This is a genomic window from Sphingomonas faeni, assembly GCF_040407565.1.
Classification (GTDB): Bacteria; Pseudomonadota; Alphaproteobacteria; order Sphingomonadales; family Sphingomonadaceae; genus Sphingomonas; species Sphingomonas faeni_F.
In genome coordinates this window covers 266712-292520 of sequence record NZ_JAPZPR010000005.1, presented here as the reverse complement: position 1 = coordinate 292520, position 25809 = coordinate 266712, and the positions used below count along the sequence as shown (strand labels likewise).

General features: G+C 66.5%; 23 protein-coding genes. 9 read left to right on the top strand and 14 right to left on the bottom strand.

Translation table 11 applies throughout. The features are described 5' to 3' along the window. The first annotated feature begins 28 nt into the window (after positions 1 to 28). A complete protein-coding gene (locus O6Y00_RS12400; protein WP_353442922.1) occupies positions 29 to 1081 on the top strand; it encodes a DUF2336 domain-containing protein in 1053 nt (350 codons plus the stop codon). After that, positions 1078 to 2460 carry a sensor histidine kinase gene (locus O6Y00_RS12395; RefSeq protein ID WP_353442921.1) on the top strand — a complete coding sequence of 461 codons (1383 nt, stop codon included), beginning with the start codon at positions 1078 to 1080 and terminating at the stop codon, positions 2458 to 2460. Before O6Y00_RS12400 ends, O6Y00_RS12395 begins: the two co-directional genes overlap by 4 nt. Here O6Y00_RS12395 and O6Y00_RS12390 read toward each other — a convergent pair. The 3 genes from O6Y00_RS12390 to gltX are packed head-to-tail and all read right to left on the bottom strand — an operon-like array spanning position 2434 to position 5376. Further along, positions 2434 to 2637 carry a hypothetical protein gene (locus O6Y00_RS12390; protein ID WP_056482223.1) on the bottom strand — a complete coding sequence of 68 codons (204 nt, stop codon included), beginning with the start codon at positions 2635 to 2637 and terminating at the stop codon, positions 2434 to 2436. The two genes, O6Y00_RS12395 and O6Y00_RS12390, sit on opposite strands and share 27 nt — an antisense overlap. After that, complete coding sequence (locus O6Y00_RS12385; RefSeq protein WP_060524737.1) at positions 2637 to 3920, bottom strand: citrate synthase; 1284 nt, start codon at positions 3918 to 3920, stop codon at positions 2637 to 2639. The genes O6Y00_RS12390 and O6Y00_RS12385 overlap by 1 nt, the downstream gene beginning before the upstream one ends. Before the next feature lie 25 nt (positions 3921 to 3945). Then, positions 3946 to 5376: a glutamate--tRNA ligase gene (gene gltX / locus O6Y00_RS12380; protein ID WP_435368622.1), complete on the bottom strand. Its 1431-nt coding sequence runs from the start codon at positions 5374 to 5376 to the stop codon at positions 3946 to 3948. Between the two features lie 90 nt (positions 5377 to 5466). Between gltX and O6Y00_RS12375 the strand changes: the two genes are divergently transcribed. Further along, on the top strand, positions 5467 to 7728 hold the full coding sequence (locus O6Y00_RS12375) for a ComEC/Rec2 family competence protein (RefSeq protein WP_353443032.1): 2262 nt from the start codon (positions 5467 to 5469) through the stop codon (positions 7726 to 7728). A gap of 587 nt (positions 7729 to 8315) precedes the next feature. Here the strand turns inward: O6Y00_RS12375 and lexA are convergent. Further along, on the bottom strand, positions 8316 to 8990 hold the full coding sequence (gene lexA / locus O6Y00_RS12370) for a transcriptional repressor LexA (RefSeq protein ID WP_353442919.1): 675 nt from the start codon (positions 8988 to 8990) through the stop codon (positions 8316 to 8318). Between the two features lie 68 nt (positions 8991 to 9058). Next, positions 9059 to 10240, bottom strand: coding sequence for a molybdopterin molybdotransferase MoeA (locus tag O6Y00_RS12365; protein ID WP_353442918.1), 1182 nt, complete (start codon positions 10238 to 10240; stop codon positions 9059 to 9061). A gap of 546 nt (positions 10241 to 10786) precedes the next feature. On the opposite strand from O6Y00_RS12365, the gene O6Y00_RS12360 reads away from it, so the two are divergent. Beyond that, the gene (locus O6Y00_RS12360) at positions 10787 to 11479 is read left to right on the top strand and encodes an energy transducer TonB (protein WP_353442917.1); all 693 of its coding nucleotides are present in this window, start codon (positions 10787 to 10789) and stop codon (positions 11477 to 11479) included. Between the two features lie 89 nt (positions 11480 to 11568). Here O6Y00_RS12360 and moaC read toward each other — a convergent pair whose 3' ends face one another. The 4 genes from moaC to O6Y00_RS12340 all read right to left on the bottom strand — a co-directional run bounded on the left by moaC (position 11569) and on the right by O6Y00_RS12340 (position 14542). Next, positions 11569 to 12036 carry a cyclic pyranopterin monophosphate synthase MoaC gene (moaC, locus tag O6Y00_RS12355; RefSeq protein WP_353442916.1) on the bottom strand — a complete coding sequence of 156 codons (468 nt, stop codon included), beginning with the start codon at positions 12034 to 12036 and terminating at the stop codon, positions 11569 to 11571. Next, entirely contained in the window at positions 12033 to 12824 is a 792-nt protein-coding gene (trpC, locus tag O6Y00_RS12350; RefSeq protein ID WP_353442915.1) for an indole-3-glycerol phosphate synthase TrpC, read from the bottom strand. Before trpC ends, moaC begins: the two co-directional genes overlap by 4 nt. Position 12825: 1 nt before the next feature. Further along, positions 12826 to 13818 carry an anthranilate phosphoribosyltransferase gene (gene trpD / locus O6Y00_RS12345; protein ID WP_353442914.1) on the bottom strand — a complete coding sequence of 331 codons (993 nt, stop codon included), beginning with the start codon at positions 13816 to 13818 and terminating at the stop codon, positions 12826 to 12828. A 127-nt stretch (positions 13819 to 13945) separates the two neighbouring features. After that, the gene (locus O6Y00_RS12340; RefSeq protein WP_353442913.1) at positions 13946 to 14542 is read right to left on the bottom strand and encodes an anthranilate synthase component II; all 597 of its coding nucleotides are present in this window, start codon (positions 14540 to 14542) and stop codon (positions 13946 to 13948) included. Between the two features lie 204 nt (positions 14543 to 14746). Between O6Y00_RS12340 and O6Y00_RS12335 the strand changes: the two genes are divergently transcribed. Next, the gene (locus tag O6Y00_RS12335) at positions 14747 to 15151 is read left to right on the top strand and encodes a hypothetical protein (RefSeq protein ID WP_353442912.1); all 405 of its coding nucleotides are present in this window, start codon (positions 14747 to 14749) and stop codon (positions 15149 to 15151) included. A 179-nt stretch (positions 15152 to 15330) separates the two neighbouring features. Here the strand turns inward: O6Y00_RS12335 and O6Y00_RS12330 are convergent, their stop codons facing one another. Then, complete coding sequence (locus O6Y00_RS12330) at positions 15331 to 16824, bottom strand: anthranilate synthase component I family protein (RefSeq protein ID WP_353442911.1); 1494 nt, start codon at positions 16822 to 16824, stop codon at positions 15331 to 15333. 4 nt (positions 16825 to 16828) lie between these two features. Next, positions 16829 to 18784, bottom strand: a complete 1956-nt coding sequence (locus tag O6Y00_RS12325) for a peptidylprolyl isomerase (protein ID WP_353442910.1) — start codon at positions 18782 to 18784, stop codon at positions 16829 to 16831. Positions 18785 to 18934: 150 nt separating this feature from the next. On the opposite strand from O6Y00_RS12325, the gene tpiA reads away from it, so the two are divergent. Further along, positions 18935 to 19678 (top strand): triose-phosphate isomerase, encoded by a 744-nt coding sequence (tpiA, locus tag O6Y00_RS12320; protein WP_435368621.1) that lies wholly within the window; start codon positions 18935 to 18937, stop codon positions 19676 to 19678. Between the two features lie 192 nt (positions 19679 to 19870). Then, positions 19871 to 20545, top strand: a complete 675-nt coding sequence (locus tag O6Y00_RS12315; RefSeq protein ID WP_353442908.1) for a hypothetical protein — start codon at positions 19871 to 19873, stop codon at positions 20543 to 20545. Positions 20546 to 20680: 135 nt separating this feature from the next. Here the strand turns inward: O6Y00_RS12315 and O6Y00_RS12310 are convergent, their stop codons facing one another. Both O6Y00_RS12310 and O6Y00_RS12305 read right to left on the bottom strand, forming a co-directional pair. Further along, the gene (locus O6Y00_RS12310) at positions 20681 to 22066 is read right to left on the bottom strand and encodes a leucyl aminopeptidase family protein (protein ID WP_353442907.1); all 1386 of its coding nucleotides are present in this window, start codon (positions 22064 to 22066) and stop codon (positions 20681 to 20683) included. Then, positions 22063 to 23454: a serine hydrolase domain-containing protein gene (locus tag O6Y00_RS12305; RefSeq protein ID WP_353442906.1), complete on the bottom strand. Its 1392-nt coding sequence runs from the start codon at positions 23452 to 23454 to the stop codon at positions 22063 to 22065. Before O6Y00_RS12305 ends, O6Y00_RS12310 begins: the two co-directional genes overlap by 4 nt. Before the next feature lie 164 nt (positions 23455 to 23618). On the opposite strand from O6Y00_RS12305, the gene O6Y00_RS12300 reads away from it, so the two are divergent. Together O6Y00_RS12300 and O6Y00_RS12295 are read left to right on the top strand one after the other, a co-directional pair. Beyond that, positions 23619 to 23765 (top strand): lmo0937 family membrane protein, encoded by a 147-nt coding sequence (locus O6Y00_RS12300; protein WP_107954842.1) that lies wholly within the window; start codon positions 23619 to 23621, stop codon positions 23763 to 23765. A 207-nt stretch (positions 23766 to 23972) separates the two neighbouring features. Further along, positions 23973 to 24257, top strand: coding sequence for a hypothetical protein (locus O6Y00_RS12295; RefSeq protein WP_353442905.1), 285 nt, complete (start codon positions 23973 to 23975; stop codon positions 24255 to 24257). A gap of 198 nt (positions 24258 to 24455) precedes the next feature. Here the strand turns inward: O6Y00_RS12295 and rimO are convergent, their stop codons facing one another. Next, entirely contained in the window at positions 24456 to 25808 is a 1353-nt protein-coding gene (gene rimO, locus O6Y00_RS12290; protein ID WP_353442904.1) for a 30S ribosomal protein S12 methylthiotransferase RimO, read from the bottom strand. Position 25809: the final 1 nt, after the last annotated feature.

Sequence of the window (25809 nt, the reverse complement as noted above, 5' to 3'; positions counted from 1 at the left end):
TCAGTCTGCGCCCGTGAATGACGATCCCGTGTCGCGGGCCGAAAACGCGCGCCTGCGTGCCGAAGCGCGACTGGCCGGCACGATCGCCGATTTTTTCCAGGATGACGATGCACGGCTGGACGATCGCACGCGCGGCATGCTGGCGCATGTGCTCGACGCGATCATCGGTGCGATCGAATCCGACATTCGCCGCTACGCGGCAAGGATGCTGACGGGGAACGGATCGACGACAGCGGCCGAGGCGATCCTCAAGGAAGGGTCCAACCCCGGGCGTGTGACCGAACGCCTGACCCGCGCGGGTCTGTTGCGCGACGAAGATCTGATGGACGAACTGATCGCGCGCGTACGGCATGATCTGGTTGCTGCGGCGCTGCCGATCGAGGTGACCGAACCGGACGAGGCCAGCCTGTTGGTCCGTCTCGCCGGCGTCCCCGACAGCATCGTCGCGTCCGCCGCATCCGCATTACTGGCGGCCGAAAGTCGGCGCCGCGCTGCCAATGAGAACGGTACGGCGGTGGGAACCGACCTGCCCGCCGAACTGCATCACCGGCTCGTCTGGTGGATCGCTGCTGCGGTACGCACCGGACTGAAGACGTCGTCGCCCGCAAGCGACCGTGCGATCACGGATGCGGCGCAGCGCTGCCTTGCCGCGCATGACGAAGGCGAGCGGCCGGACGCGGTGGCGATGCGCCTCGCCGCAGCGCTCGACGCGCGACCGAACGAACTCGCCGCGGTGCTGGTCGAAGCGATCGGCGATCGCCGGCTGTCGCTGTTTGTTGCGGTACTGGCGAACGCCATCGGCGTCGCATTCGATCAGGTCCGTGCGATCACGCTCGAGCCGGAGGGCGATCGGCTCTGGTTGGCATTGCGTGCGATCGATCTGGATCGTTCGTCGATCGCGCGGATCGCCCTCGCACTCGCCGAGGCCGATCCACGCCGCGATATCGAGGCGTTTGCCGACGCGCTCGACACGATCATTGCTATCCCCGTTGCCGAGGCCCGGACCTCGTTGGCGCCGCTGGCGTTGCATTGCGATTTTCGGATGGCGCTGCGTGCGCTGGCGCGTACGGAGCGGCGATGAGCGTGTTCGATCCCTCGACCGAAAGCCCGATCGCCCATGCGATCGTCGCGCCGGACGGTTCGCTGACGTTCGCGGACCCGGCGTTGATCGCGTTGAACCAGCGTGCGGGCGGAATGCGCGGCGCGCCGCTCGCGGTGCCACAACTCGCGACGATCGCACGGCTTGCGCGACGTCTTGGCATCATCGTGTCGCGTGGCGTCGTGGTTGCCGACGACGAAGCGGACGTCGAGCTGTGGGTCCGGGCTCAGCCGGACGGCGACAATATTCGCCTATCGGTCACTGGCTGGCGCGAAATCGGTGCATGGCGGCCCGCCCGCCCGTCGCCTGAAGCGGAAGCCGATTATCTGCGGAGCGATACCGATTGGCGTTGGGAGACCGATTCGTCGCTGCGGCTCACATTCGTGTCGCTCGATGCTGGCCCGAAGCACGGCTTTGACGCGTTCGCCGCGCTCGGCCAGCCGCTAACGGCGATGTTCGCACTCGATACCGGCGCCGACGGTGCGCTGCCAATTCTCGATTCGCTTGCTCGCCGCCGCGCTCTGGCGTCACAGCCCGCGCGGTTGCGTAGCTCGGGCAAGTCGGTGATCTTGACGGCCGACGTGCGGCATGATGCATCCGGCACGTTTGCCGGTTTCATCGGTGCGGCCCGCATGGTGGCAGACGAAGGTACACCGTCGGTGCTGGTGCCGGAAACGCTGTCGGCGACGTTCACGACGGGCCTCGACAAGGCGTTGCGGACCCCGCTCGCGCGGATCGTGGCCAACGCAGACAGCATCAACGCGCAAGCCGATGGCCCGGTCCAGGCCGATTACGCCGACTACGCCGCGGATATCGCGAGCGCGGGGCGCCATCTGCTCGAACTGGTCGACGATCTGGTCGACCTGCAGGCGGTCGAGCGCGCCGACTTCACGCTAAAGCCCGAACCCGTCGATCTGGCCGATGTAGCGCGCCGCGCCGCCGGGTTGTTGTCCGTGCGTGCGTCGAACGCGGACGTTGCGATCGTCCGACCGGCAATGGACGAAAAGGTGGCTGCGCTGGGCGATTTTCGACGCGTGCTGCAGATCCTGGTCAATCTCATCGGCAACGCCGTGCGCTATTCGCCCAAGGGTTCGCACGTTACCGTGGCTGCCACCCGTTCGGATGCCCAGGCGATCGTGGTCGTCGCCGATCGCGGCAAGGGCGTCGCGGCAAACGATCAGATCCGAATTTTCGAGAAATTCGAACGGGTCGATCCGTCGGAGGCCGGCGGCAACGGGCTCGGCCTGTATATTGCGCGGCGTCTCGCGCGGGCGATGCAGGGGGATCTCACGATCGAGAGCGCACCCGGCGAAGGCGCGCGGTTCGTGCTGACGTTACCGGCGGATCCGGCGCGCCACTAATATCAGCGCGAGGCCGAACGCGGCGAGGAATGCACCGCGATCCGCCCAAGGCCGCTGGTCGAGCATGAAGCTCGACTGCGGCCAGTGGACGTATCCTAGCCCCTGACCGATCCAGAGCAGACCCATCAGCGCGCTGAGCACGCCGACGACCATCAGGATCGGCCGGAGCGTCTTCATCAGCGTGACGCCATCGGGACGTAGTCACGCGCGGTCGGGCCGCTGTACAGCTGGCGCGGACGGCCGATCTTCTGGTCGGGATCGGTGATCATCTCGTTCCACTGCGCGACCCAGCCGACGGTGCGGGCGAGCGCGAACAGGACGGTGAACATCGAGGTCGGGAAGCCGATCGCCGACAGGATCACGCCCGAGTAGAAATCGACGTTCGGGAAGAGCTTCTTCTCGATGAAGTACGGATCGCTGAGCGCCAGACGCTCGAGTTCGATCGCGACGTCGAACACGGGGTCGGTGACGCCCAGCTCGCCGAGCACTTCCTTGACGGTCGTCTGCATGACGGCCGCACGCGGATCGTAGTTCTTGTAGACGCGGTGGCCGAAGCCCATCAGGCGGAACGGATCGTTCTTGTCCTTGGCGCGGGCGATATACTCGGGGATGCGGTCGACGGTGCCGATCTCATGCAGCATGTTGAGCGCGGCTTCGTTCGCGCCGCCGTGCGCGGGGCCCCACAGGCAGGCGATGCCGGCCGCGATGCACGCGAACGGGTTGGCGCCCGACGAACCAGCGAGACGGACGGTCGAGGTCGACGCGTTCTGCTCGTGATCGGCGTGGAGGATGAAGATGCGGTCCATCGCCTTTTCGACGATCGGGTTCACGACGTACTTCTCGGCGGGGACGCCGAACGTCATCTTCAGGAAATTGCCGGTGTAGCTCAGCGTGTTGTCCGGATAGACGAAAGGCTGGCCGACGCTGTACTTGTACGCCATCGCGGCGATCGTCGGCATCTTGGCGATCAGGCGGTGCGACGCGATGACGCGCTGTGCCGGATCGTGGATGTCGGTCGAATCGTGATAGAACGCCGAGAGCGCGCCGACGACGCCGCACAGGATCGCCATCGGATGCGCGTCGCGGCGGAAGCCACGGAAGAACTGCGCGAGCTGCTCGTGCACCATCGTATGGCGCGTGATCGTGGTCGAAAAGTTCGCCAGCTCGTCTTCGCTCGGCAGTTCGCCGTTGAGCAGGAGGTAGGCGACTTCCATGAAGTTCGACTGCTCGGCCAGTTCGCCGATCGTGTAGCCGCGGTGCAGCAGCGTGCCCGCGTCACCATCGATATAGGTCAGCTTCGACTGGCACGATGCCGTCGAGGTGAAGCCCGGATCATAGGTGAAATTGTCCGTCTGCGCGTACAGCTTGCGGATATCGATGACATCGGGTCCGACCGTACCGGACATCACCGGATACTCGAAATCCTTGCCGTCGACCTTGAGGGTTGCGGTCTCGCTCATGCTTGTATCCTTCCTCGAAATCTTATCAGCTAGCCATCCGGTCGGCGATCCGTCCCAGGCTCTCGTCGCGCCCGAGCAAATCGAGCACGTCGAAGATCCCCGGCGACGTCTTGCGTCCCGTCAGCGCGGCGCGAAGCGGCTGTGCGACCTGGCCGAGCTTAACGCCCCGCGCTTCGGCCACGCGCCGTACCGCGCCTTCGAGCGCTTCCGTATCCCACGTGGCGAGCGCGTCAAGTTCGGCATGGGCATTGACCAAAATTGCACTCGCTTCACCCTGCAAAAGGCTCGCCGCGGCGTCATCCATCGCCAAGGGACGCTGGCTGAACAGGAAATTCGACCCTTCGGCGAGCTCGTTCAGGTTTGCGGCACGCGGCTTCAGGACGGGCATCGCGCGAGTCAGAAGATCGAGTCCGCCGGTCGGCAGGTTGTGACCAAGACGATCGGCGGCAAGTTGCGCCAGCCGAGCGTCGTCGGCTTCGCGGATGTAATGGCCGTTGAGATTCTCGAGCTTCTTCAAGTCGAAGCGCGACGGCGACTTGCCGACGCCAGACAGGTCGAACCATTCGACAGCCTGCTCGCGGCTGATGATCTCGTCGTCGCCGTGACCCCAGCCGAGCCGGAGCAGGTAGTTGTCGAACGCCTCGGGCAGGATACCCATCTCGTCGCGGTATGCCTCGATACCGACCGCGCCGTGACGCTTCGACAGCTTGGCGCCGTCGGGGCCGTGGATCAGCGGGATGTGCGCGTAGATCGGCTCGGGCCAGCCCATCGCGCGATAGATCGGCAGCTGACGGAACGCGTTGTTGAGATGGTCGTCGCCGCGGATGACGTGCGTGACGCCCATGTCGTGATCGTCGACGACGACCGCGAGCATGTAGGTCGGCGTGCCGTCGGACCGGAGCAGGACGAGGTCGTCGATCTCTTCGTTCTTGACCGTGACGGCGCCCTGCACGCGATCCTCGATCGTGACGGCCCCCTCCTGCGGCGCGCGCAGGCGGACGACATGGGGGAGGTTCGGTGCTTCGCTCTCGGGGCGATCGCGCCACGGGCTGCGGATGCGGAGTGGCTTCTTCGCGGCCTGTGCCTCGGCGCGCATCGCGGCGATCTCGTCGTTGGTCATGTAGCAGCGATAGGCGTGGCCAGTTGCCACCATTTCGTGCGCGACCTGCGCGTGGCGCTCAGCGCCTGCGAACTGCATGACGACGTCGCCGTCCCAGTCCAGCCCAAGCCAGCGCATTCCGTCGATGATCGCGTCGATCGCCGGCTGGGTCGAGCGGACCCGGTCGGTATCCTCGATCCGCAGCAGGAACTTGCCCCCATTCGCCTTGGCGAACAGCCAGTTGAAGAGCGCGGTGCGCGCGCCGCCAAGATGCAGGAACCCCGTCGGCGACGGAGCGAAACGGGTAACCACGGGTGCGGCCGAAGCGGCGGTGCCCGTATCAGATATTGCGCCCAACCGCGGGTGCTCCCAGACTGATGAAACAATGGAGAAACGATGGCCATGACAGCCGTCGCCGCCCCTAGCATGCGTCCTTGGCGGCGACAAATGGGCGTGCCGCGATGGGGGGCCGTCGTCGGGCTTGCCGTGGAGCGCTGGCTTGAGGCGGAGCGCGACCAGCTGGCGTTGTGGCTGCCGGTGGTGCTGGGGGCGGGGATCGCGTTGTGGTTCGCGTTGCCGGACCCGGAAGCGTGGTGCGTGGCGATATTGGTTTTGGTGGCGAGTGGGCTCGCGTGTCTGGCCGTGGGGCAGGGCGGGCGTGCAGCGCGGTCGCTGGCGATCGGGTTGCTGACGGCGGCGCTGGGGCTTGGGCTGATCTGGGCGCGATCGGAGTCGGTGACGCGACCAGTGCTGGGTGGACCGACGATCGCGAGCTTCTCTGCTGAGGTGGAGGCGATCGAACCGCTGGTCGCGCGAAAGCTGGTCCGGCTGACTTTGCTGCCGATCGGGAAGGGCGCCGAGACCGACGGGCAACCGGTCGCCTTGCCGTACCGCATCCGCGTCAATCTTGCGGAAGCGGATGCGCCCAAGTTGCTGGGCACGGGAGCGGTCGTGCATCTGCGGGCCCGGCTGATGCCGCCGCCGCTGCCCGCGGTGCCGGGCGCCTACGACTTCGCCCGGGTCGCGTGGTTCGGCGGTATCGGTGCGACGGGAAGAGGTTTCGCACCGTTGGTCGTGACGACGCCGAGCGATACGGGTGCCGGCATCCGCGTCGCGCTGTCGCGCCACATCGTATCGCGTCTGGACGGCAGTGCGGGGGGGATCGCCGCAGCGCTCGCAACCGGCGACGTCGGCGCGATCAGCGAGGAGGATTCGGAGGCGATGCGTCGCGCCGGGCTTGCGCATCTGTTGTCGGTGAGCGGGTTGCACATAACGGCTGCGGTGGCGGCCACGATGTTGATCGTGTTGCGGCTGCTGGCGCTCAGTCCTTGGCTGGCTTTGCACGCGCGTCTGCCGTTGATTGCCGCGCTGGCCGGGGCGGCGGCGGCGATCGGCTATACGTTGCTGACGGGAAGCCAGGTTCCGACGATCCGGTCGTGCGTCGCCGCGCTGCTCGTGTTGGCGGCGCTGGCGATGGGGCGCGAGGCGATGACCTTGCGCCTCGTCGCGGCGGGGGCGGCGTGCGTCATGCTGGTGTTGCCCGAATCGGCGGCGGGGCCGAGCTTCCAACTTTCGTTCGCGGCAATCACCGCGATCATGGCGCTGCACGAACACCCGGTAATCCGCGCGTTCTTCGGCCCGCATGACGAAGGGCGCGGGCGCAGACTCGCGCGCGGCGTTGGGTCGTTGCTGCTGACAGGGCTGCTGGTCGAACTCGCGTTGATGCCGATCGCAGTCTATCATTTTCACAGGGCCGGACTGTACGGTGCCTTCGCTAACATCGTAGCGATCCCACTGACGACGTTCGTGGTGATGCCGCTTGAGGCGCTGGCGTTGCTGCTCGATGTCGGCGGACTGGGCAGGCCGATCTGGTGGCTGGTACAGCAGTCGCTCGATGCGCTGCTTTGGCTTGCGCATATCGTCGCCGCTGCGCCGGGCTCGGTGCGGTCCTTGCCCGCAATGCCGACTGCGGCGTTTGCATTGATGATCGTCGGAGGACTCTGGGTTGCGCTGTGGCGAACGCAGTGGCGCCGGCTGGGGCTGATGCCGCTGGCGGCCGGGGCAATCTGGGCGCTGACGACGCCGGCACCGGATGTTCTCGTGACCGGTGACGGACGCCATGTCGCGGTGCGGACCGCGGCTGGGCTCGCGATGCTGCGCGACCGCGCGGGCGACTATACGCGCGACATGCTGGCCGAGAACGGCGGGGTGGACGGTGAGCCGCTGTTGCTGGCGGATCAACCCAACGCGCGGTGCAGCCGCGATCTGTGCGTCACCGATATCGCCGCACGGGGACGGACATGGCGGATTCTCGCAACGCGCAGCGCCTATATGGTCCCGATTGCCGATTTCATTGCCGCCTGTCGCAGCGCCGATATCGTCGTCAGCGAACGGGGCTTGCCGAAACGCTGTGTGCCACGGTGGCTGAAACTGGATCGCCGCATACTGCGACGAACGGGTGGCGTCGCGCTGACCTTGGGGAGCGGGACAGTCGTGACCATCCTGAACGCAGGCGATCGTCACCCCTGGCGCGATCCGCCTCTCCTCGAACGCACCGCGTCGTCGTTCAGGCCGCGCCATGACCGGTTTCACGATACTGCATCGGCGTTTCGTGCCAGACGAGGCCGTCAAAATAGAACTGTTCACGCGAAGGCGCAAAGGCGCGAAGGTGATGCGGCTCGGGAGGCCTTCCACCTCCATGAACGATAAACTCACGTCAGTTTTTTGCCGCCTGCGAAAACCGTTAGGCGCTGATCCAGGCACCATATCTTCGCGCCTTCCGCCTTCGCGTGAACAAAATGTTCCGTCGTCGCATGCGGTCACAGCGAGACGAACTGGTTCACGCGGAGACGCGGAGGCGCGGAGAAGGTTCTTGTATGACGAAGTTACTCGGGCCGGGACTGTTTTGTCTTCCTTCCGAAGACGTTTGGAGGTGCTTCGTTTTCCCTCAGCGCAACACCTCCGCGTCTCCGCGTGAACCGATTCGTCGGCAGCACTGGAGATTGACGACGAGATGTTCGCGCAGAGGCGCAGAGATTGGGCGTTCAAACCGACGGCGCGTTTCTGTGCCGGACCGCGGGATGGTCTTCCGGACGCTTGGAGGGACTGGCTTGGCGTCCAAAAATCTAGCCGCCTTTTACACAGCCCAATGCGTCTAGCTTAATTTGCCGACGAGATCCCGGCGCTATTGTCGGCGGGAAGACCGACTTGGCTGATAGGCTTCGCTGTCGCTTTTCCTGAGCAACCAAAAACTGAGACCGACCTGCTTCGCGATGACGCAGATCGGTCTCGGTAGCTCAGTCGTAGCGGCGGAGGATGCCGGAGAGTTTGCCTTGGACGCGGACTTGGGCGGGGGCGTAGCGTTGGGGGTCGTAGGCTCGGTTTGCCGGGTCGAGGCGAACCATGGCGCCTTCGCGGCGGAAGTATTTGAGGGTGGCTTCGCTGTCTTCGATCAGCGCTACGACGATCTCGCCGTCTCGCGCCGTTTCGGTGCGGCGGATCAGGGCGTAGTCGCCGTCGAGGATGCCGGCTTCGACCATCGAGTCGCCCGAGACTTCCAAGGCATAGTGTTCGCCGGTGCCCAGCAGCGCGGCGGGGACGGCTAGCATTGTGCTGCCTTCGAACGCCTCGATCGGGACACCGGCGGCGATGCGGCCGTGGAGGGGGATCTCGATGACGTCATTGGCCGGTTGCGGCGTCGCGGCGGCGGGGGCTGCCTTGACGTTCGACGGCTTGGACAGGGTCTTCTTTTCCGGGCGTTCGGGCATGCGCAGCACTTCGAGTGCACGCGCGCGGTTTGGCAAGCGGCGGATGAAGTTGCGCTCCTCGAGCGCGCTGATCAGACGGTGGACGCCCGACTTCGACTTGAGGTCGAGCGCGTCCTTCATCTCCTCGAACGACGGCGAGACGCCGGTATCGTTGAGGCGATCGTTGATGAAGCAGACAAGTTCGTGCTGCTTGCGCGTGAGCATGGCGGTTCTCCGTCCGGAACAGACTGGGAACTTCTATGGAACATAATTAACGGCGTCAAGCGTCCGTATCACGCGATCTTGAGGATTTCCGCCGATTCGCCTGTCTTTGCAATCGGTGCGTTGCCGGGGCGGACGATGAGGCAGGTCGACCGGGCCAGTGTCAGGAGCATCGAGCTGTCCTGGATCGTCGAGGCATAGGCTTTGCCGTCGCGGAGTTCGGCGCGGAGATAGTCGGTGCGGGCGTTGTTGGCGGGGAGGTCTTCGCCGAGTAGCGCGTGGGTCGACTGGGGGAGCGGGTCGCTTGCGCCGGCCATGTGCGCGACGACGGGTTTGACGAACAGCGTTGCGGTAACGAACGCGGAGACCGGGTTGCCGGGGAGGCCAAGCACCATCATCTCGCCGATCCGGCCAGCCATCATCGGCTTGCCGGGGCGCAGCGCGATCCGCCAGAAATCGATGGTGCCGCCGGCGGCTTCGATCGCCGGGCGGACGAGGTCGTGGTCGCCTACCGACGCGCCGCCGGTGGTGACGAGCAGGTCGGCCTGGACGCTGGCGAAGGCCTCGCGGAGGATCTCGAGATTGTCCGGCAGGATGCCGAGATCGATGATGTCTACTGGCATGTCGGCGAGCATTCCGGCGAGCATGATCCCGTTCGATTCGGGAAGCGCGAGGCCGTCGGTGGTCGAGCCGGGGGGGACGAGTTCGTCGCCGGTGGCGGCGACGGCGACGCGGACGCGGCGGTTGACGGTGAGGCTGCCGTGGCCGCCGGTGGCGGCGACGGCGATGCGGGCTGGACTGAGGCGGTCGCCGGCGGCGATGAGGCGGGTGCCGGTGGAGAAGTCGAGGCCCTTGCGGCGGGTGTTGCGGCCGAGCGTTGGTGGGCCTTCGCCGGCCAGGATCAGGGTTTCGCCGTCTCGCTCGGCTTCTTCCTGGACCATGACGGTGTCGGCGCCGTCAGGCATAGCGGCGCCGGTGAAGATGCGGGTGGCTTGGCCGGGAGCGACGTGGCCTGCGAAGGGGCGGCCGGCGGCGCTTTCGCCGATGACTTTCCAGGGGCCGGGGAGGTCGGCGTAGCGGATCGCGTAGCCGTCCATGGCCGAAAGGTCTGCGGCGGGCTGTGTGCGGCGGGCGAGGATGTCCTGCGCGGCCCAGCGGCCGGCGGCTTCGCGTAGCGTCACGGTTTCGTGGCCGACGCGGGGGGCCATGGTGAAGAGGCGGGACTGGGCTTCGGCGACGGGGACTAGGGTCATGCTAAGGCTCTGTTTTTGGGCGGTTCTCCTGCTGGAAGTGCAGGAAGTTCACACGCTGGGAGACATTTGGCGGGCGCGGTTCTGGGGTTCAGGTTTGGAACGGTCTCGTCCGGTAGAAGGTCCGGCGGGAGGGGGTGAGTTTTGGCGTGTCTGGCGCTTTGCCATGGGTTTGGGACGTAGGACAGGTGTTGTTGGGGTTGCGGTGGGTGGCAGGGCGGTTCGGCGCGGCTGGTGCACCCTTGTTCTGCCGCGAAGGCGGGAGCCCAGACTGGGTCCCCGCCTTCGCGGGGAAACATGGGTTTGGCGGACGTCGCGCTTCGTTACTGTGACCTTCCCAATTGGGCCCCGGCCTTCGCCGGGGTGGTGTTGATAGTGTTCCGCTTCTTCGCAGCCCGACAAGGAGTTCGGGCTAGTCGTCCATCACCTCTCCAAACGCTCGGCCAGCGCGGGTTCATCGGTTGCGGGGCTTTGTTTGGGAGAAAGAGACACCAGATCAGTATGATGACACGTAATCAGCCTCGGGCGAGAGACAGGATCGGGGCGGCGGTGGGTGCTGTCCTGTTGCCAGGGGTGCTTGGCTATGCGCTGCTAAACGGGCTGGTGGTGACGATGCCGGCGGCGGTGAGCGACGCGTTGAAGGTGTTCAATGTGGCAGCGCCTCCGCCGCCGCCGCCCGAGGAGAAGGTCAGACCTCGACCGTCGCCGAGCCGCAAGCCGGAGGGGGCTGCGTCGCCGCCTAATCTGAAATCGAAGGCTACCGAGGTGGTGGCGCCGCCGCCGGTGGTGCCGGTTGTGGTGCCGTCGCCTGTCGTCGTTGCGGAGAAGGCTGGGGTGGGCGCGCAGGCGACGGCTGGCGCTTCGGATGTTCGCGGACCGGGGACCGGGAGTGGGGGGATTGGTAATGGCACCGGCAGCGGTGGCGATGGCGATGGCGACGGCGGGGGTCGCGAGGAAACGCCGCCGCGGTGGCGCAAGGGGCGGTTGAAGGATTCCGACTATCCGCGCGAGGCGGCCGAGACGGGGATCCGGGGGCGGGTTTCGGTTCGGTATCTTGTGCAGACCGATGGGCGGGTTTCGCGGTGCCGAGTGACTCGGTCGAGCGGAAGTCGGGAGCTGGATGCGCTGACATGTCGGTTGATCGAGGAGCGGTTTCGGTATGACCCCTCGCTCGATGCGGCGGGGCGGCCGGTCGAGTCTACGATCGTTGAGGATCATGAATGGGCGATGGGTGGGGATTGAGACCCTGAATTGACGGCAAACTGCTTGGCTTGCCCTCACCCTCGCCGCCTTTGGCGTCTTTCCCTCTCCCCGTTGGGCAGAGGGTTTGGTTACGCGGTCCAGTTGCCGGATTTGCCGCCGGACTTTGCGCGGACGCGGATGTCGCTGAGGACCATCGTCTTGTCGATCGCCTTGGCCATGTCGTAGATCGTCAGGAGCGTGACCGTGGCGGCGGTGAGCGCTTCCATCTCGACGCCGGTCTTGCCTTCAGTGGAGGCGGTGGCTGTGGCGGTTACACCGGTTTCGTCGATGACCAGATCGATTTCCACCTTGGTCAGCGGGAGCGGGTGGCAGAGAGGGATGAGGTCGCTAGTGCGCTTGGCGGCCATGATGCCAGCGACGCGCGCGACGGCGAGGACGTCGCCCTTTTTCGCGGTGCCGGCGCCGATCGCTGCGGCGGCTTCGGCGGACATGGTGATGCGGCCGGAGGCGATGGCTTCGCGGGCGGTGATCGCCTTGCCGCCGACGTCGACCATGCGGGCCGCGCCGGCTTCGTCGATGTGGGTCAGGCCGGTCATCCGACGAGCGCCCGGGTGGCGGCTTCGACGTCGTCCTGGCGCATCAGTGCTTCGCCGATCAGGAAGCAGTGGATGTCGTGCGCGGCCATCGCGTCGAGCTCTGCGCGCGTCGTGAGGCCGCTTTCGGCGACGAAGGTGCAGTCCTTGGGCGCCTTGCCGACGAGGTCGTAGGTGCGCTGGAAATCGACCGAGAAGTCGCGCAGGTCGCGGTTGTTGACGCCGATCAGGCGCGACTTGAGCCGCAGCGCGCGCTCCATCTCGTGCGCGTCATGGACCTCGACCAGTACGTCCATGCCGCATTCGAGCGCGGAGGCTTCGATCTCGGCCATCTGGATATCGTCGAGTGCTGCGACGATGATCAGGATGCAGTCGGCGCCGATCGCGCGGGCCTCGGTCGACTGCCAGGGGTCGACCATGAAGTCCTTGCGCAGGACGGGGATCGAGACGGCGTCGCGGGCCGCGGTCAGGTAGGCGTCGGAGCCCTGGAACCACTTTTCGTCGGTCAGGACCGACAGGCAGGCGGCGCCACCGGCTTCGTAGGCGCGAGCGTGGGATACGGGATCGAAGTCTGCGCGGATCAGGCCTTTTGAGGGGCTGGCTTTCTTGACCTCGGCGACCAGCGCGTAGCCGGTCTTGGTGTCGCCCTTCTTCGCATCAAGCGCGGCGCGGAAGCCGCGCGGCTTCGACATGCGGGCGATGCCGGCGTCGATATCGGCGAGCGAGGTCGTGGCCTTGCGTGCAGCGACTTCAGCGCGCTTGGTCTCGAGGATACGGTCGAGCATGGTCATGTCAGTAGGCGATCCAGCGGGCGAGCAGCGCGTCGGCGCTGCCGGTGTCGAGGGCGGCGGCGGCCTTGGCCGCGCCGTCGACGAGAGTGGGGACGGTGCCGGCGACCATCAAGGCGGCGGCGGCGTTGAGCAGAACGGCGTCGCGGTAGGCGCCGGCCTCGCCCTTGAGCAGGCGGCGGAGTGCGTCGGCGTTGTGGTGCGCGTCGCCGCCGCGGATGTCGGTGATGGCGTGGCGGGTGAGGCCGGCGTCTTCGGGCATGACCTTGCCGGGGAGCGTAACGCTGCCGACCGAGGCGACGATGCTGGGGCCGGCGCCCGACAGTTCGTCGAGGCCTTCTTCGCCGGAGACGACCAACGCGGCCTCGGTGCCAAGCTGTTCGAGTGCTTCGGCGTAGAGCGACACATAGTCGGGGCGGGCGATGCCGATGAGCTGGCGGGTGGTGCCGGCCGGGTTGGCGAGCGGGCCCATCAGGTTGAAGATCGTCCGCTTGCCGATGCGTTGGCGGATCGGGGTGATGCGCTTCATCGCCGGGTGGTGGTTGGCGGCGAACAGGAAGGCGATGCCGATCTCGTTGAGGCTTGCCTCCGCAGTGGCGCCGGCGCGGTTCATGTCGAGGCCGAGGACCTCCAGCGTGTCGGCGGCGCCGGCCTTGCTGGAGGCAGCGCGGTTGCCGTGCTTGGCGACGGGGACGCCGCACGCGGCGACGACCAGCGCGACGGCGGTCGAGACGTTCAAGGTGTGGTGGCCGTCGCCGCCGGTGCCGCAGACGTCGATCGCGCCGGCGGGGGCGTCGATCGGGAGCATCCGGTTGCGGAGTGCGCGCGCGGCTTCGGCGATCTCGATACTGGTCTCGCCGCGGGTCGCGAGATCGGTGAGGAAGGTCGCGATCGCGTCGTCGCTGGCGCGGGCGTCGAGGATGTCGGCGAAGGCTTCTCGGGCGGATTCGCGCGAGAGGGGGGAGCTGGGGTCTGGGAGAACGGTGGTCGTGGTCATCGTACCACCGTAATGTTTTCCGTCATGCCGGGCTCGTTCCGGCATCCACCGTTCCGCGTGTTTAATGGCCGGCGAGCGTGCGGGACCGTGGACCCCGGAACTAGTCCGGGGTGACGGAGGGCGGCGGTCATATCTCCAGCCCTTCGCGTGGCTTTATCGGAATACCCGCCATCTTCAGGAAGTTCGCGAGCATCGCGTGGCCGTGTTCGGTGGCGATGCTCTCCGGGTGGAACTGGACGCCGTGGATCGGCAGCGTCTTGTGGCGGAAGCCCATCACTGTACCGTCCTGCGCGGTCGCGTTGACGACCAGCGTGTCGGGGACTGCGTTGACGATCAGCGAGTGATAGCGCGTGGCGATGAACGGCGAGGGCAGGCCGGCGTAGAGCCCGGTGTCGTCGTGGACGACGGGCGAGGTCTTGCCGTGCATGAGGCCGCCGCGCTCGACCTTGCCGCCGAAATGCTGGCCGATCGCCTGGTGGCCGAGGCACACGCCGAGCAGCGGTTTGCCGGCATCCGCGCAGGCCGCGACGAGGTCGAGGCTTACACCCGCCTCGGTCGGCGTGCAGGGGCCGGGGGAAATGAGGAACGCGTCCGCGCCCGACGACAGAGCCTGCCCGGCGGAGATCGCATCGTTGCGGACGACTTCGACCTCGGTACCAAGCTCCATCAGGTAATGGACGAGGTTCCAGGTGAAGCTGTCGTAATTGTCGACGACGAGGATCATGGCGCCGCCATAGCCTATGCGGTGCCCCGTGCAAGGCGGGTGCGCGTCGGTGTTGCACTCCGGCGAATTGCAACCATGTTACACCGTATCGCGATACCGGCAGATTTCGGCACGATCGTCGCGGTCATCAAGCGTGTGTCGTGTATCATTCAGCGCGGAGCAATGCCGCAAGACGGACGTTGTTGGTCCGAAGGAGCTTAACCGATGTTTCGTACTGCCGTCCTCGCCGCACTGATCGCTTTTCCCGCCATGGCCTCGGCACAGGACGCTCAGGTCGACAAGCCACCCCAGCGGATCCGCAGCGTGACGCTGACCGGCGACCAGAAATGCCCGGCTTCGAGCGGCAACGAAATCGTCGTCTGCTCGACGCTCGACCAGCCGTATCGCATTCCCAAGGCACTCCGCGAAGACAAGCCGATCGCGGCGCAGAACCAGAGCTGGGTGAACCGTGCGGCGACGATGGATCAGGTCGGGCGCGTGGCTGGCGGGTTGCCGGATACGTGTTCGGCGGTCGGGACGGGCGGTCAGTCGGGCTGTTTCATGCAGCGCAATCAGGCGTATGCGGCCGAGCGTCGGGCTTCGGCTACCGAGTCGAACACGCAGCCCTAAGCGTTTGTCATTAAGGTTGCTCCGTAACCTCGAATGACCTCCCCGGCGAAGGCCGTGGTCCAGTTGGGAAACATTCGTAAAGGAGGTCGCAAATCGTTGCCGCGACCTCTCCAACTGGACCCCGGCCTTCGCCGGGGAGGTCTGATAATAAGGCGAAGGTCGGTCCTGGGTGACCGGATCTACTGCCCGAAACCCGGTGCCTTCGCTCGGCTGACCGCTTCGCGCGCCGCGGCGAGGATCGCGCCGGCCTTGGCTTCGCATTCGCGCTGTTCGTATTCGGGGATGCTGTCGGCGACGATCCCCGCGCCTGCCTGGACGTGGATCATGCCATCCTTCACCACCGCCGTCCGCAGCACGATGCACGAGTCCATCGAGCCGTCTGGCGAGAAATAGCCGACCCCGCCAGCGTACGCACCGCGGCGTTCGGGTTCGAGTTCGGCGATGATCTGGCAGGCGCGGACTTTGGGTGCGCCGCTGACCGTGCCAGCGGGGAAGCCAGCGAACAGCGCGTGGAGAGCGTCCTTGTCGGGGGACAGCGTGCCGACGACGTTCGAGACGATGTGCATGACGTGGCTGTAGAATTCCACGCCGTAGCTGGCGGTAACCTTTACCGAGCCGGGTGCCGCGGCGCGACCAACATCGTTGCGGCCGAGATCGAGCAGCATCAGGTGTTCCGCACGCTCCTTCGGGTCGGCGAGCAGGCTGACGCGGTTCGCCTCGTCCTCGGCGGCGGTCTTGCCGCGTGGGCGCGTGCCGGCGATCGGGCGGATCGTCACTTCGTCGTCGCGGACGCGGACGAGGATCTCTGGGCTCGATCCGATCAGCGCGAAGCCGGGGAGGTCGAGGTGGTAGAGGAATGGCGACGGGTTGATGCGGCGTAGCGAGCGGTACAGCTCGAACGGCGGCAACGCGAATGGCGTGCTGAAGCGCTGGGCGAGCACGACCTGGAAGATGTCGCCGGCGAGGATGTAGTCCTTTGCCGCCGCAACCATCTCGCCGTAGCGGCCTTCGGGGAGCGCGGGCGTGTAGGTCGGTTCGGCGACATCCGCGCGGATCGGTGCGGGGACCGGCGTACTGGCAAGCTTGGCGGCGACCGCGTCGAGGCGATCTTCGGCTTCGGTCACGATCGCATCGGCATCGCGGGCCGGATCGGGCCAGACCGGCGCGACTAGGTAGAGCGCGTCGGTCAGGCGGTCGAATACCAGGATGACGGTCGGCCGCACGAAGATCATGTCGGGCAGGCCGAGCGGATCGACCGGCGGCTGCGGCAGGGTCTCGACCAGGCCGATCGTCTCATAGCCGAAATAGCCGACCAGGCAGGCGAGCGCGCGGGGCAGTTCCGCGGGAACGTCCGCGCGGCATTCCGCAACCAGAGCGCGAAGTGCATCGAGCGTGGGCACCGGGCATGGATCGAACGTCTCGCGATCGGTTGCCCAATGGCGGTTGATCTCGGCGCGATGGCCATGCGCGCGAAACAGCAGGTCGGGGGCCAACCCGATCAGGCTGTGACGACCGCGCGTCTCGCCGCCCTCGACCGACTCGAGCAGGAAGTCACCGCGCCCCGGCTCGATCAGCCTCAGTGCGGCGGCGACCGGGGTTTCCGTATCAGCAACCTGACAGCGCCAGACGAGCGCGGGACGCCCTTCGGCCAAAGCTTCACGCGCGCTGGTCATGCGGTCAGTTGCCCGAGCTGCCCTGGCCGAGCAAGTCGGCGCGGACGCGGGCAAGCGATGCTGCGTTGGTCTTGACGCCGACATCGGCGCGGACCGCCTTGGCGAACTGCTCGACATATTCGCGACCGACCGAGCGGCCAATATTGGCGCGCGCGGCCTTGATCGCGGCATCGTTGCCAAGTGCATTGCCGCTGGCGATGCTGTCGAGCTTGATGATGAACCAGCCGCTGTCGTCGGGCGCGGCGAGTGTCTTGGCGGTGTTCGGCGCCATGCTGAACATCAGTGCGAGCGCGGGCGGTGCACCACGCGGATCGGCGGCGATCTGCGCGCGCGACGCGGTCAGCGGCCGGGCAGCGGGCAGCTTCAGGCCGGTCTGGCCGAGCGACTGCTGAATCGGCATGCCCTTGTTGATCCGCGCGAGCACGTCGGCCGCGACCTTGCGCGCCGCCTGCCGCGCGCGATCGGCGGTGACGTCGTGGAGCACTGCGGCACGAACCTGCGTGAGTGGACGCGGCGTTGCGGGGACGACGCGACCGAGCGCGACGACTGCGAAGCCGCCGTCCGTGCCGAGCTGGACGAGCTGCGGGGCATCGCCCTCGGCGGCCTGGAACGCAGCGGCGACGAGCGGCGCGATCGCGGCGTTCGGCTGGCTGGCGGGATCGTCGGGGTTGGCACCGCTCGCGATCAGCGCGGGCGTGGTGACGGCCGCGAGCTTCTGGTCGGCGATCACCTCGTCGAAGGTGGCGTTCTTCGAGAGCGAGTCGTCGATCTTGTCATGGACGTCGGACAGCGCCGCCGCCGCCTTCTGAATGCCGAGTGCAGCCGCGATCTCGCCGCGGACCTGATCGAGCGAACGACCGGCGACGTTCTCGACCTTGTCGACCTTGGCGACCGTCCAGCCGAGCTGGGTACGGACCGGGCCGATCACCGCGCCAGTGGCGGCGGCGAACACGGCATCGGCAACCTGCGCGGAGGCGGTGCCCGCATAGCCAGCCTTCTCGACACCGGTCTGCGTAGAGGCTTCGAGGCCTGCTGCACGGGCGGCGTCGGCGAGGCTAGTGCCGGCCTTCACCTTGGCGGCGAGCGCGGTGGCGCCGGCCTGATCGGCGACCACGACTTGCGTGATCGTGCGTTTTTCGGTCGCGGCGTAGCGTGCGCGGTCCTGCTGGTAGGTTTTTGCGATCTCGGCGTCGGTTGGGACGGCCTGTGCCTTGACCCGGTCGGGCGAGACGACCGCATAGCGGACGATGCGGCGCTCGGGAACGGTATAGCGTGCGATGTTGCGCTTGTAGAAAGTGGCGAGGTCAGCGTCGCTTGGCGCCGGTCCAGCGGGCACGACCGCCGCGGGGATGAAGCCGATCGTGCCGGTGCGCTTTTCGAGCAGCAGCGATGCGTAGGGGAGCGCAAGCTGGCTCGACACCTGCGTCGCGCCGGTGCTCGGGATCGTCAGCTGTTGGGCAAACGTATCGCGGACAATGTCGCTGCGGATCTGCGCGTCGGTCAGCTTCCGCTGGGCGAGCACTTGGCGATAGAGATTCTCGTCGAACTTGCCGGTCGGGCCCTGTAGCGCGGGGATGCTGGCGATCTGGCCATCGACCGCGCGCTTGCTGACCACCATGCCCTGCGCACGGCCGAACTGCTCGAGCGCCATGCTGGAGATGATCCGGTCGAGCGTGCCGTCGAGCCCGCCCTGATTGACGAAGCTCGCCATGGTCAGCGTCGGCTGTTCCTGGCGGAAGCCTTCGAGCTGGGTCTGCGCCTGCGTCTTGACGTCGTTCGCGGTGACCTCGGCCTTGCCGACCTTGGCGACGTCGCCGCCGGTGATCCCGGCACCGCCGGTCATCGAGCTGAGCCCCGTGACGTCACCCGCCGCGAACGCGAGCGCGATCACGCCGAGTACCAGGAACGTGATGATCACGCCGACCTTCGAATGGGTAAGGCGGCGGAAGAAAGCGAGCATGGACAACCGATCGACAGGGATAGGAACGCGGTTGCTTTACGGGGGCGCGGGCGGCTCTTCAAGTCGGGCGCTCAACGTTGCTTGGGGTTGTGTGGGGTTGTGCGGGGCGGGTGCGGCGCTATCGCTGGGCAAAACACTGGGGAGATGACGATGCGGCGTAAGCTTGTAGCCGGAAACTGGAAGATGAACGGGTCGCGTGCAGCGCTGGCTGAGCTCGATACGATCGCTGCGGTAGCAGCTGCGGCGCCGGGCGTTGATGTCGCGGTGGCGGTGCCGTTCACGCTGATCGACGCGGCATCGCAGCGCGTGCCGGAGTTGGCGATCGGCGCGGAGGATGTGCACGAGGCGGATTCGGGCGCGCATACCGGATGCGTGTCGGCTTCGATGGTCAAGGAAGTCGGCGCGAGCTTCACGATCGTCGGCCATTCCGAGCGTCGCGCGGACCAGCATGAGACGAGCCACGACGCCTGGGCGAAGGCGGCGGCAGCGCGGCTTCAGGGGCTGAACGTGATCCTGTGCTGCGGTGAGACCGAGGCGGAGCGCGATGCGGACCGCGCCGAGCGAGTTGTACAGGCGCAGATCGAGAAGTCGGTGCCGGACAATGCGGACGGAAGCTGGTTCACGCTCGCGTACGAGCCGCGTTGGGCGATCGGGACGGGACGCACGCCGACGCTGGACGAAATCGCGGCGATTCATGCGATTGCGCGCGCGAAGTTGCGGATGCTGATCGGTGACGCGGCGGCCGGGGTGCGAATCCTGTACGGCGGTTCGGTGACGGGGGCGAATGCGGCGTCGATTCTCGATACGCCGAACGTCGACGGGGCGCTGGTCGGTGGTGCGAGCCTGACCGCGGAGAAGTTCGTGCCGATCATCAAAGCTGCCGCGGGGTTGTGACGGCCGGTCCGGTCAATCTTGATCCTGATCTGGACGTTTATGATCCGGATCCTCAGCAGGGCGTGTTAAGTCTCGATAAACATGGCGGTCTTATGGTCTGTGAAAACGATTCGACGGCCGAGTTTCGGGCCGGTGCGTTGGTCGGATAAGTTCGGTGCGAGGGTTGATATGGCCAGGTGGTTCCCCGGTTGCGTGAGTGCCTCGCTGATCGCGAGCGCGGTCCTGTGTCCGATCGCGGCGCGTGCCGAGACGCCGCGCGAGTTACTGACGCAGGCCGGTTTCGTTGACCGCGATCGCAATGTCGCGCTGGCGCGGATCGACCGGGCGGCGGCGGCGGCGGGGCAGGCGCTGAGCCGTTCGCCGAACGACGCCGAGGCCGCGATCATGCAGGCGATGGCGAAGGGGTATCGCGCCAAGCTGCTCGGCAACCGGAGCGAGGCGATCGCCGCGCGGAAACAATACGAAGCGTTGGTAGTCCGCTATCCGCGCAATGCCGAGGCGCAGGCGGCGCTGGGAGCGTGGCATGTCGGGGTGATCGCGAAGCTTGGGCGGTTCGTCGGGCGTGCGGTCGCGGGGGCGCAGAAGGCGACCGGGTTCGAGGCTTTGGACAAGTCGGTGGCGTTGGGTGGCAATCGCGCGATGTTCGCCGGGCTTGCCGGGTTGTTGCGGCTGGAGCTGGATCCGAACGATGCTCGGGGACGGGCGCTGGTCGAGACGGCTAGCAGGGCGCCGACGCCGACTGCGATCGACGGGTATGTGCGGAAAGCTGCGGTGGCGGTGCTGGTGCCGCTGCGGGCCGGCGATGCGAATGCGACGAAGGCTCTGGCAGACAAGTTGCTGCCGTTTGGGCAGTTCGCGACGGGGTAAGGTCTCCGCTTGCGCTGTCCCAAGCATTAGCTTGTTCCCCCGCGGAGGCGGGGGCCCAGGATCTCACAGGCTGACTTTTGTGACCCTGGACCCCCGCCTGCGCGGGGATGACGGCGTGTTTGGCGTTCCCTTTTATTAGCGCGAGTACCGTTTCGCCAACATCGCGAACGCTGCGCGGAGGGCGTAAGCTTCGCCGCCCTTCGGCCGCCCTGGCTTGGCGGACGGGCGCCACGCGAATACATCGAGATGCGCCCACGCGGCGGTCTTCGGCACGAACCGACGCAGGAACAGCGCGGCGGTGATCGCGCCCGCGAACCCGCCATCGGGCGCGTTGACCATGTCGGCGATGTCCGACTTTAGCATCTCGTCATAGCCATTCCAGAGCGGTAGGCGCCACATCTGGTCGTTCTGTTCCAGTCCAGATGCGAGCAGGTCCGCCGCGAGCGACTCGTTGTCGGTGAACATCGGCGGCAGGTCGGGACCGAGTGCGACGCGCGCTGCGCCGGTGAGGGTGGCAAAGTCGAGGATCAGTTCGGGATTGCTCTCGCCTGCCTTTGTTAGAGCGTCGCCGAGCACGAGGCGACCTTCCGCGTCGGTGTTGGTGTTCTCGACGGTCAGGCCTTTCCGCGTCGCGAGCACGTCGCCGGGGCGGAAGGCGTTGCCAGCGATCGAGTTTTCCACCGCGGGGATCAGCAAATGGAGGCGGACCGGGAGTTTGGTCGCCATCACGAGGCTCGCGAGCGCCAGAGCGTGCGCCGCGCCGCCCATGTCCTTCTTCATCAGTCGCATGCCCGCGGACGGCTTGATGTCGAGCCCGCCGGTGTCGAAGGTGACGCCCTTGCCGACCAGCGCGATGCGGGGGTGCGAAGGGTCGCCCCATTCGAGTTCGATCAGGCGTGGCGCGCGGTCCTTGCTCGCCGCCTGGCCGACCGCGTGGATCATCGGGTAACCGGCCGCTAGCGCATCGCCGCGCGTGGTCGTGACGGTCGCGCCGTGGCGTTTCGCGAGTGTCTCCGCGGCGGCTTCGAGATCGGCGGGCCCCATGTCGGACGCGCCGGTGTTGACGAGGTCGCGGACGAGCGCGGTGGCTTCGGCTAGGCGAACCGTCTCGTCGATGTGCGCGGCGTCCGCGGTCAGGAGCACGCGCGGGGCGGTCGCGTCGGGCTTCACGTACCGCGTGAACTGGTGCTGGGCGAGCATCCAGCCGAGCCCGGCCGCGCCGACGGGGCCTTCCGCGAGTCGGTAGGTACCCGCAGGCAGCGACGCGCCGAGCGAGGCGATCCGCCACGGCGACGTCACCGCCTCGTTGCAGACCAGCAGCATCGACCAGTCGTCCGCGGTCTCGCCGGGGAGGACAGCGCGGTCGCCGGCTTTGCCGGTCAGGCGGTGCGCAGCGATCGTCGTTCGGATGCGCTGCGACTGCTTCGCTAGCCAGCCTTCATACGTATCGGGGTGTACGACGTGGATCGTTCGTGCGGGCTGGCCGCGGTCGGGTTGGAGCATCGAAGCGAAGTCGGTCATTGTGCGGGCGCCACCAAAAGTTGTTCGTATCGGCCGTTCGCGCCGGGTTCGGCATAGGTGCTGAGCGAGAGCGTGCGGTCGGGATAGGTGATGCGGTAGGTGCGGTTGACGAAGCCGCCGCGCAAGCGGGTCTTGCCGGTTTGTGCGAATGCGGTGGGCTCGCCGAGCGCACTCAGACTTGTCTTGTAGTCGGCGAGCGCGACCGGCTTGAAGTAGTAATTCGCGTCTTCGGTGAGGCCTTTGCGATCGAGCGTGCCGGTGCGGAGCTGGTCGTAGACGGCGCGGGCCCGGCCGAGTGCGGCGGTATCTTCGGCACTGGCGGGTGCGGTGGGCAGGACGATCTTGGCGACGCCCGCGGCGATGCGGCTCGTGGCGTCGCTGAACCAGCTGTTGGTGAGAACGACGATGGCCGCCTTGTCGTCGGGATAGACGGTGTTCTCGGACAGGAAGCCGACCGCCTCGCCGCTGTGCTCGACATAGCGGCGGCCGTTCGCGCTGCCGGTGAAGACGCCGAGGCCGTAGCCGTTGCTGCTACCGTCGGCGAGCTTGACGGGTGTTTCCTGCGCGGCCCAGTCGTCGGCGGGGAGCGTGGTGCGGTTGAGGCGTGCGACGTCCCATTTGGCGAGGTCTTCGGCGCTCATCGACAGTTCGCCGGCGGCGTAGAGCCAGCCGTCTGCGCTGGGGGTCTCGGGGCGGACGGGGCCGAGGGCGAAGCGGCCATAGCCTTGCGGATAGGCCTTGCCGATCGCCTTGTCCTGGTCGAGCGCGCGGATGTCGAGCGGCTTGAAGATGCGTTGCTGGAGGAAGGCGAGGAGCGGCTGGTGCGCGACCTTCTCAACGATCAGTCCGGCGACGACGTAGCCCGTGTTCGAATATTGCCACTGCGTGCCGGGCTGGAAATCGAGCGGCTTCTTGGCCCAGCGATCGACAATCTGTTGCGGCGTGACGGGCTCGGCCATCGCGGCAAAACTGTAATCCTGCGGCCAGTAATCCTGGAGGCCGGAGGTGTGGCTGAGCAACTGGCGGATCGTGATGCGGTCGCCGTCGGTGATGCCGGGGATGTATTTCGCGACGGTGTCGTCGAGGCTGAGCTTGCCTTCGTCCTCGAGCAGCAGGATCGCGGCGGCTGTAAACTGCTTCGAGATCGAGGCGATCTGGTAGGGGAGCTTCGGGTCTGCCTTGGCGATCGCCTCGGAGGGTTTGCCGTACGCCTTGGCGAACACGATCCGGCCGCCGCGGACTACGGCGATCGAGGCTGAGGGCACGCCGGTATCGCCGAGCGCGCCGGTGACCAGCGTGTCGATCTGCGCGGTTTCGGCGGGGGTGAGCGACTGCGCGATGGCGGGTGAGGGGAGCAGCGCGGCGACGGCGAGGAGGCGGAGGATCATGCGAGCAACGAAGCAGAACCGGCGTTCGCGCGCAACGCCGTGATTTTTATTCCGTGGCGGTTGAAGGGGTTAGGCTAGGGCAGAAATGTTGACGGAACACGCCGTGTTACACGCACGTTTCATCGTCCGACCGGGAGCCTTTTCACGTCTTAGGGGACACAACCATGCTGTATACCATCGCCGTCATCCTGCTGATCCTCTGGCTGGCCGGGTTCGCCTTCCATGTCGCAGGCGGACTCATCCACATCCTGCTGGTGATCGCGGTCATCGTCGTTCTGGTGAAGCTGTTCACCGGCCGCAACGTCGTCTGATCATCCTATGCGACGGGTCCGATCGGCGGGCCCGTCGCGCAATCGAGGATATTTACAATAGTTGCAGTTGCTGTGACAACATCAGCAAGTAGGCTAAAGTTGTCACCGATTTGAATGCAACGTCTGTTGAAAGTTCTCTGCAACCTGCAATGTTCCCTTTGAGATCGATGCATCCGCAATTGTGGCGATTCGGTCCGAGGGGGTTGCATGATGTACGCCTATCTTGCGATGATCGGCTGGTGCGGTACGAAGTGGCCCGGATGGTGGTTCGGTCCTCATCCCGGCCCCGATCCCGAACCTTGGTGGAGCTTGGCGATCGGTGTCATCGGCATGATCGGCGGGATCATCGCGGTCGGGGCTTTTCGGCCGATGCTGCCCGAAGGATTGACCGCGATCACGACGACCGCGTTCTTCGGCGGTACGTTCGCAGCGACGGCGGTGGGCGCTATAGTCGCGCTGCGACAATCGACCGTAGTAAACCGCGCCGGTTAGACTGGTCGTTCAGGTCACTTGAATGCACCATCTGCCACCTGGGAAGCCGCTCGGCGGCTTGCCGGTCGTGGCAGACTTGGCGGTGGCATGAAGCGTCTGCTCAATGGATCGAAGGTTGGCGCGATACGCAAAAGCGCCAATCTTCGACCCGGTATTGCGGCCCGGTATTGCCGCTATGTGACGCTAAACGGCGATACGCTAAACCGGCACGCCGTAGAGGTCGTGATCGTCGGCGTCTTCGATCGTGACCGGGACTATGTCGCCTACCTTCAGATGGCCGGCATCGCGGAGGAAGACTTCGCCGTCGATTTCGGGCGCATCCGCCTTTGAACGGCCGGTGGCGCCTTCCTCGTCGACCGCATCGATGATCACGTCCAACGTGCGGCCGATCTTGGCCTGCAACTTGGCCGCGGAGATTGCTGCGGTCTTTTCCATGATGCGGGCGTAGCGCTCTTCCTTGAGCTCTTCGGGCACGTGATCGGGGAGCAGGTTCGCCGCAGCGCCCTCGACCGGCTCGAACCGGAACGCGCCTACCCGGTCGAGCTGCGCTTCGTCGAGCCAATCCAGCAGATACTGGAAATCCTCCTCGGTCTCGCCGGGGAAGCCGACGACGAAGGTCGAGCGGATCGTGATGTCGGGCGCGATCGTCCGCCAGTTGTGGATCCGCTGGAGCACTTTAGCATCGTTGCCGGGGCGCTTCATCCGGCGCAGCACCGACGGTGCAGCGTGCTGGAACGGGATGTCGAGATACGGCAGCACGAGCCCTTCCGCCATCAGCGGGATGACGTGGTCGACGTGCGGATACGGGTAGACGTAGTGGAGGCGGACCCACGGCGCGATTCTGCCGAGCTCGCGCGAGAGGTCGGTCATGTGCGCGCGCACGTCACGGGCTTCGTTCCGGGACATCGGGCCGCCGGTCTTCACCGGCCAGCTGGCGTGGCGCAGGTCGACGCCGTACGCCGAGGTGTCCTGGCTGATGACCAGCAGTTCCTTGGTGCCGGCTTCGACCAGCTTCTCCGCCTCGCGCAGGATCGCGTCGGGGCGGCGGCTGACGAGATCGCCGCGCAAGCTTGGGATGATGCAGAACGAGCAGCGGTGGTTGCAGCCCTCGGAGATTTTCAGATAGCTGTAGTGGCGCGGGGTCAGCTTGAGGCCGGCGTCGGGGATCAGGTTGAGGAATGCGGACGGCGGCATCGGGGCAGCCTCGTGGACCGCGCCGACGACCTGCTCGTATTCGTGCGCGCCGGTGATCGCGAGGACCTGCGGGAAGCGCGCGCGGATCGCGTCGGCTTCCTTGCCCATGCAGCCGGTGACGATGACGCGACCGTTCTCGGCGATCGCCTCGCCGATCGCCTCGAGGCTCTCCTCCTTGGCGGAATCGAGGAAGCCGCAGGTGTTGACCAGCACGATGTCGGCGCCGGCGTAATCGGGCGACATCTGATAGCCGTCGCCGCGGAGCTGCGTGAGAATCCGTTCGCTGTCGACGAGGTTCTTCGGACAGCCGAGCGAGACCATGCCGATCTTCGGCGGGGAGGGGAGTGTTGTTGCCATG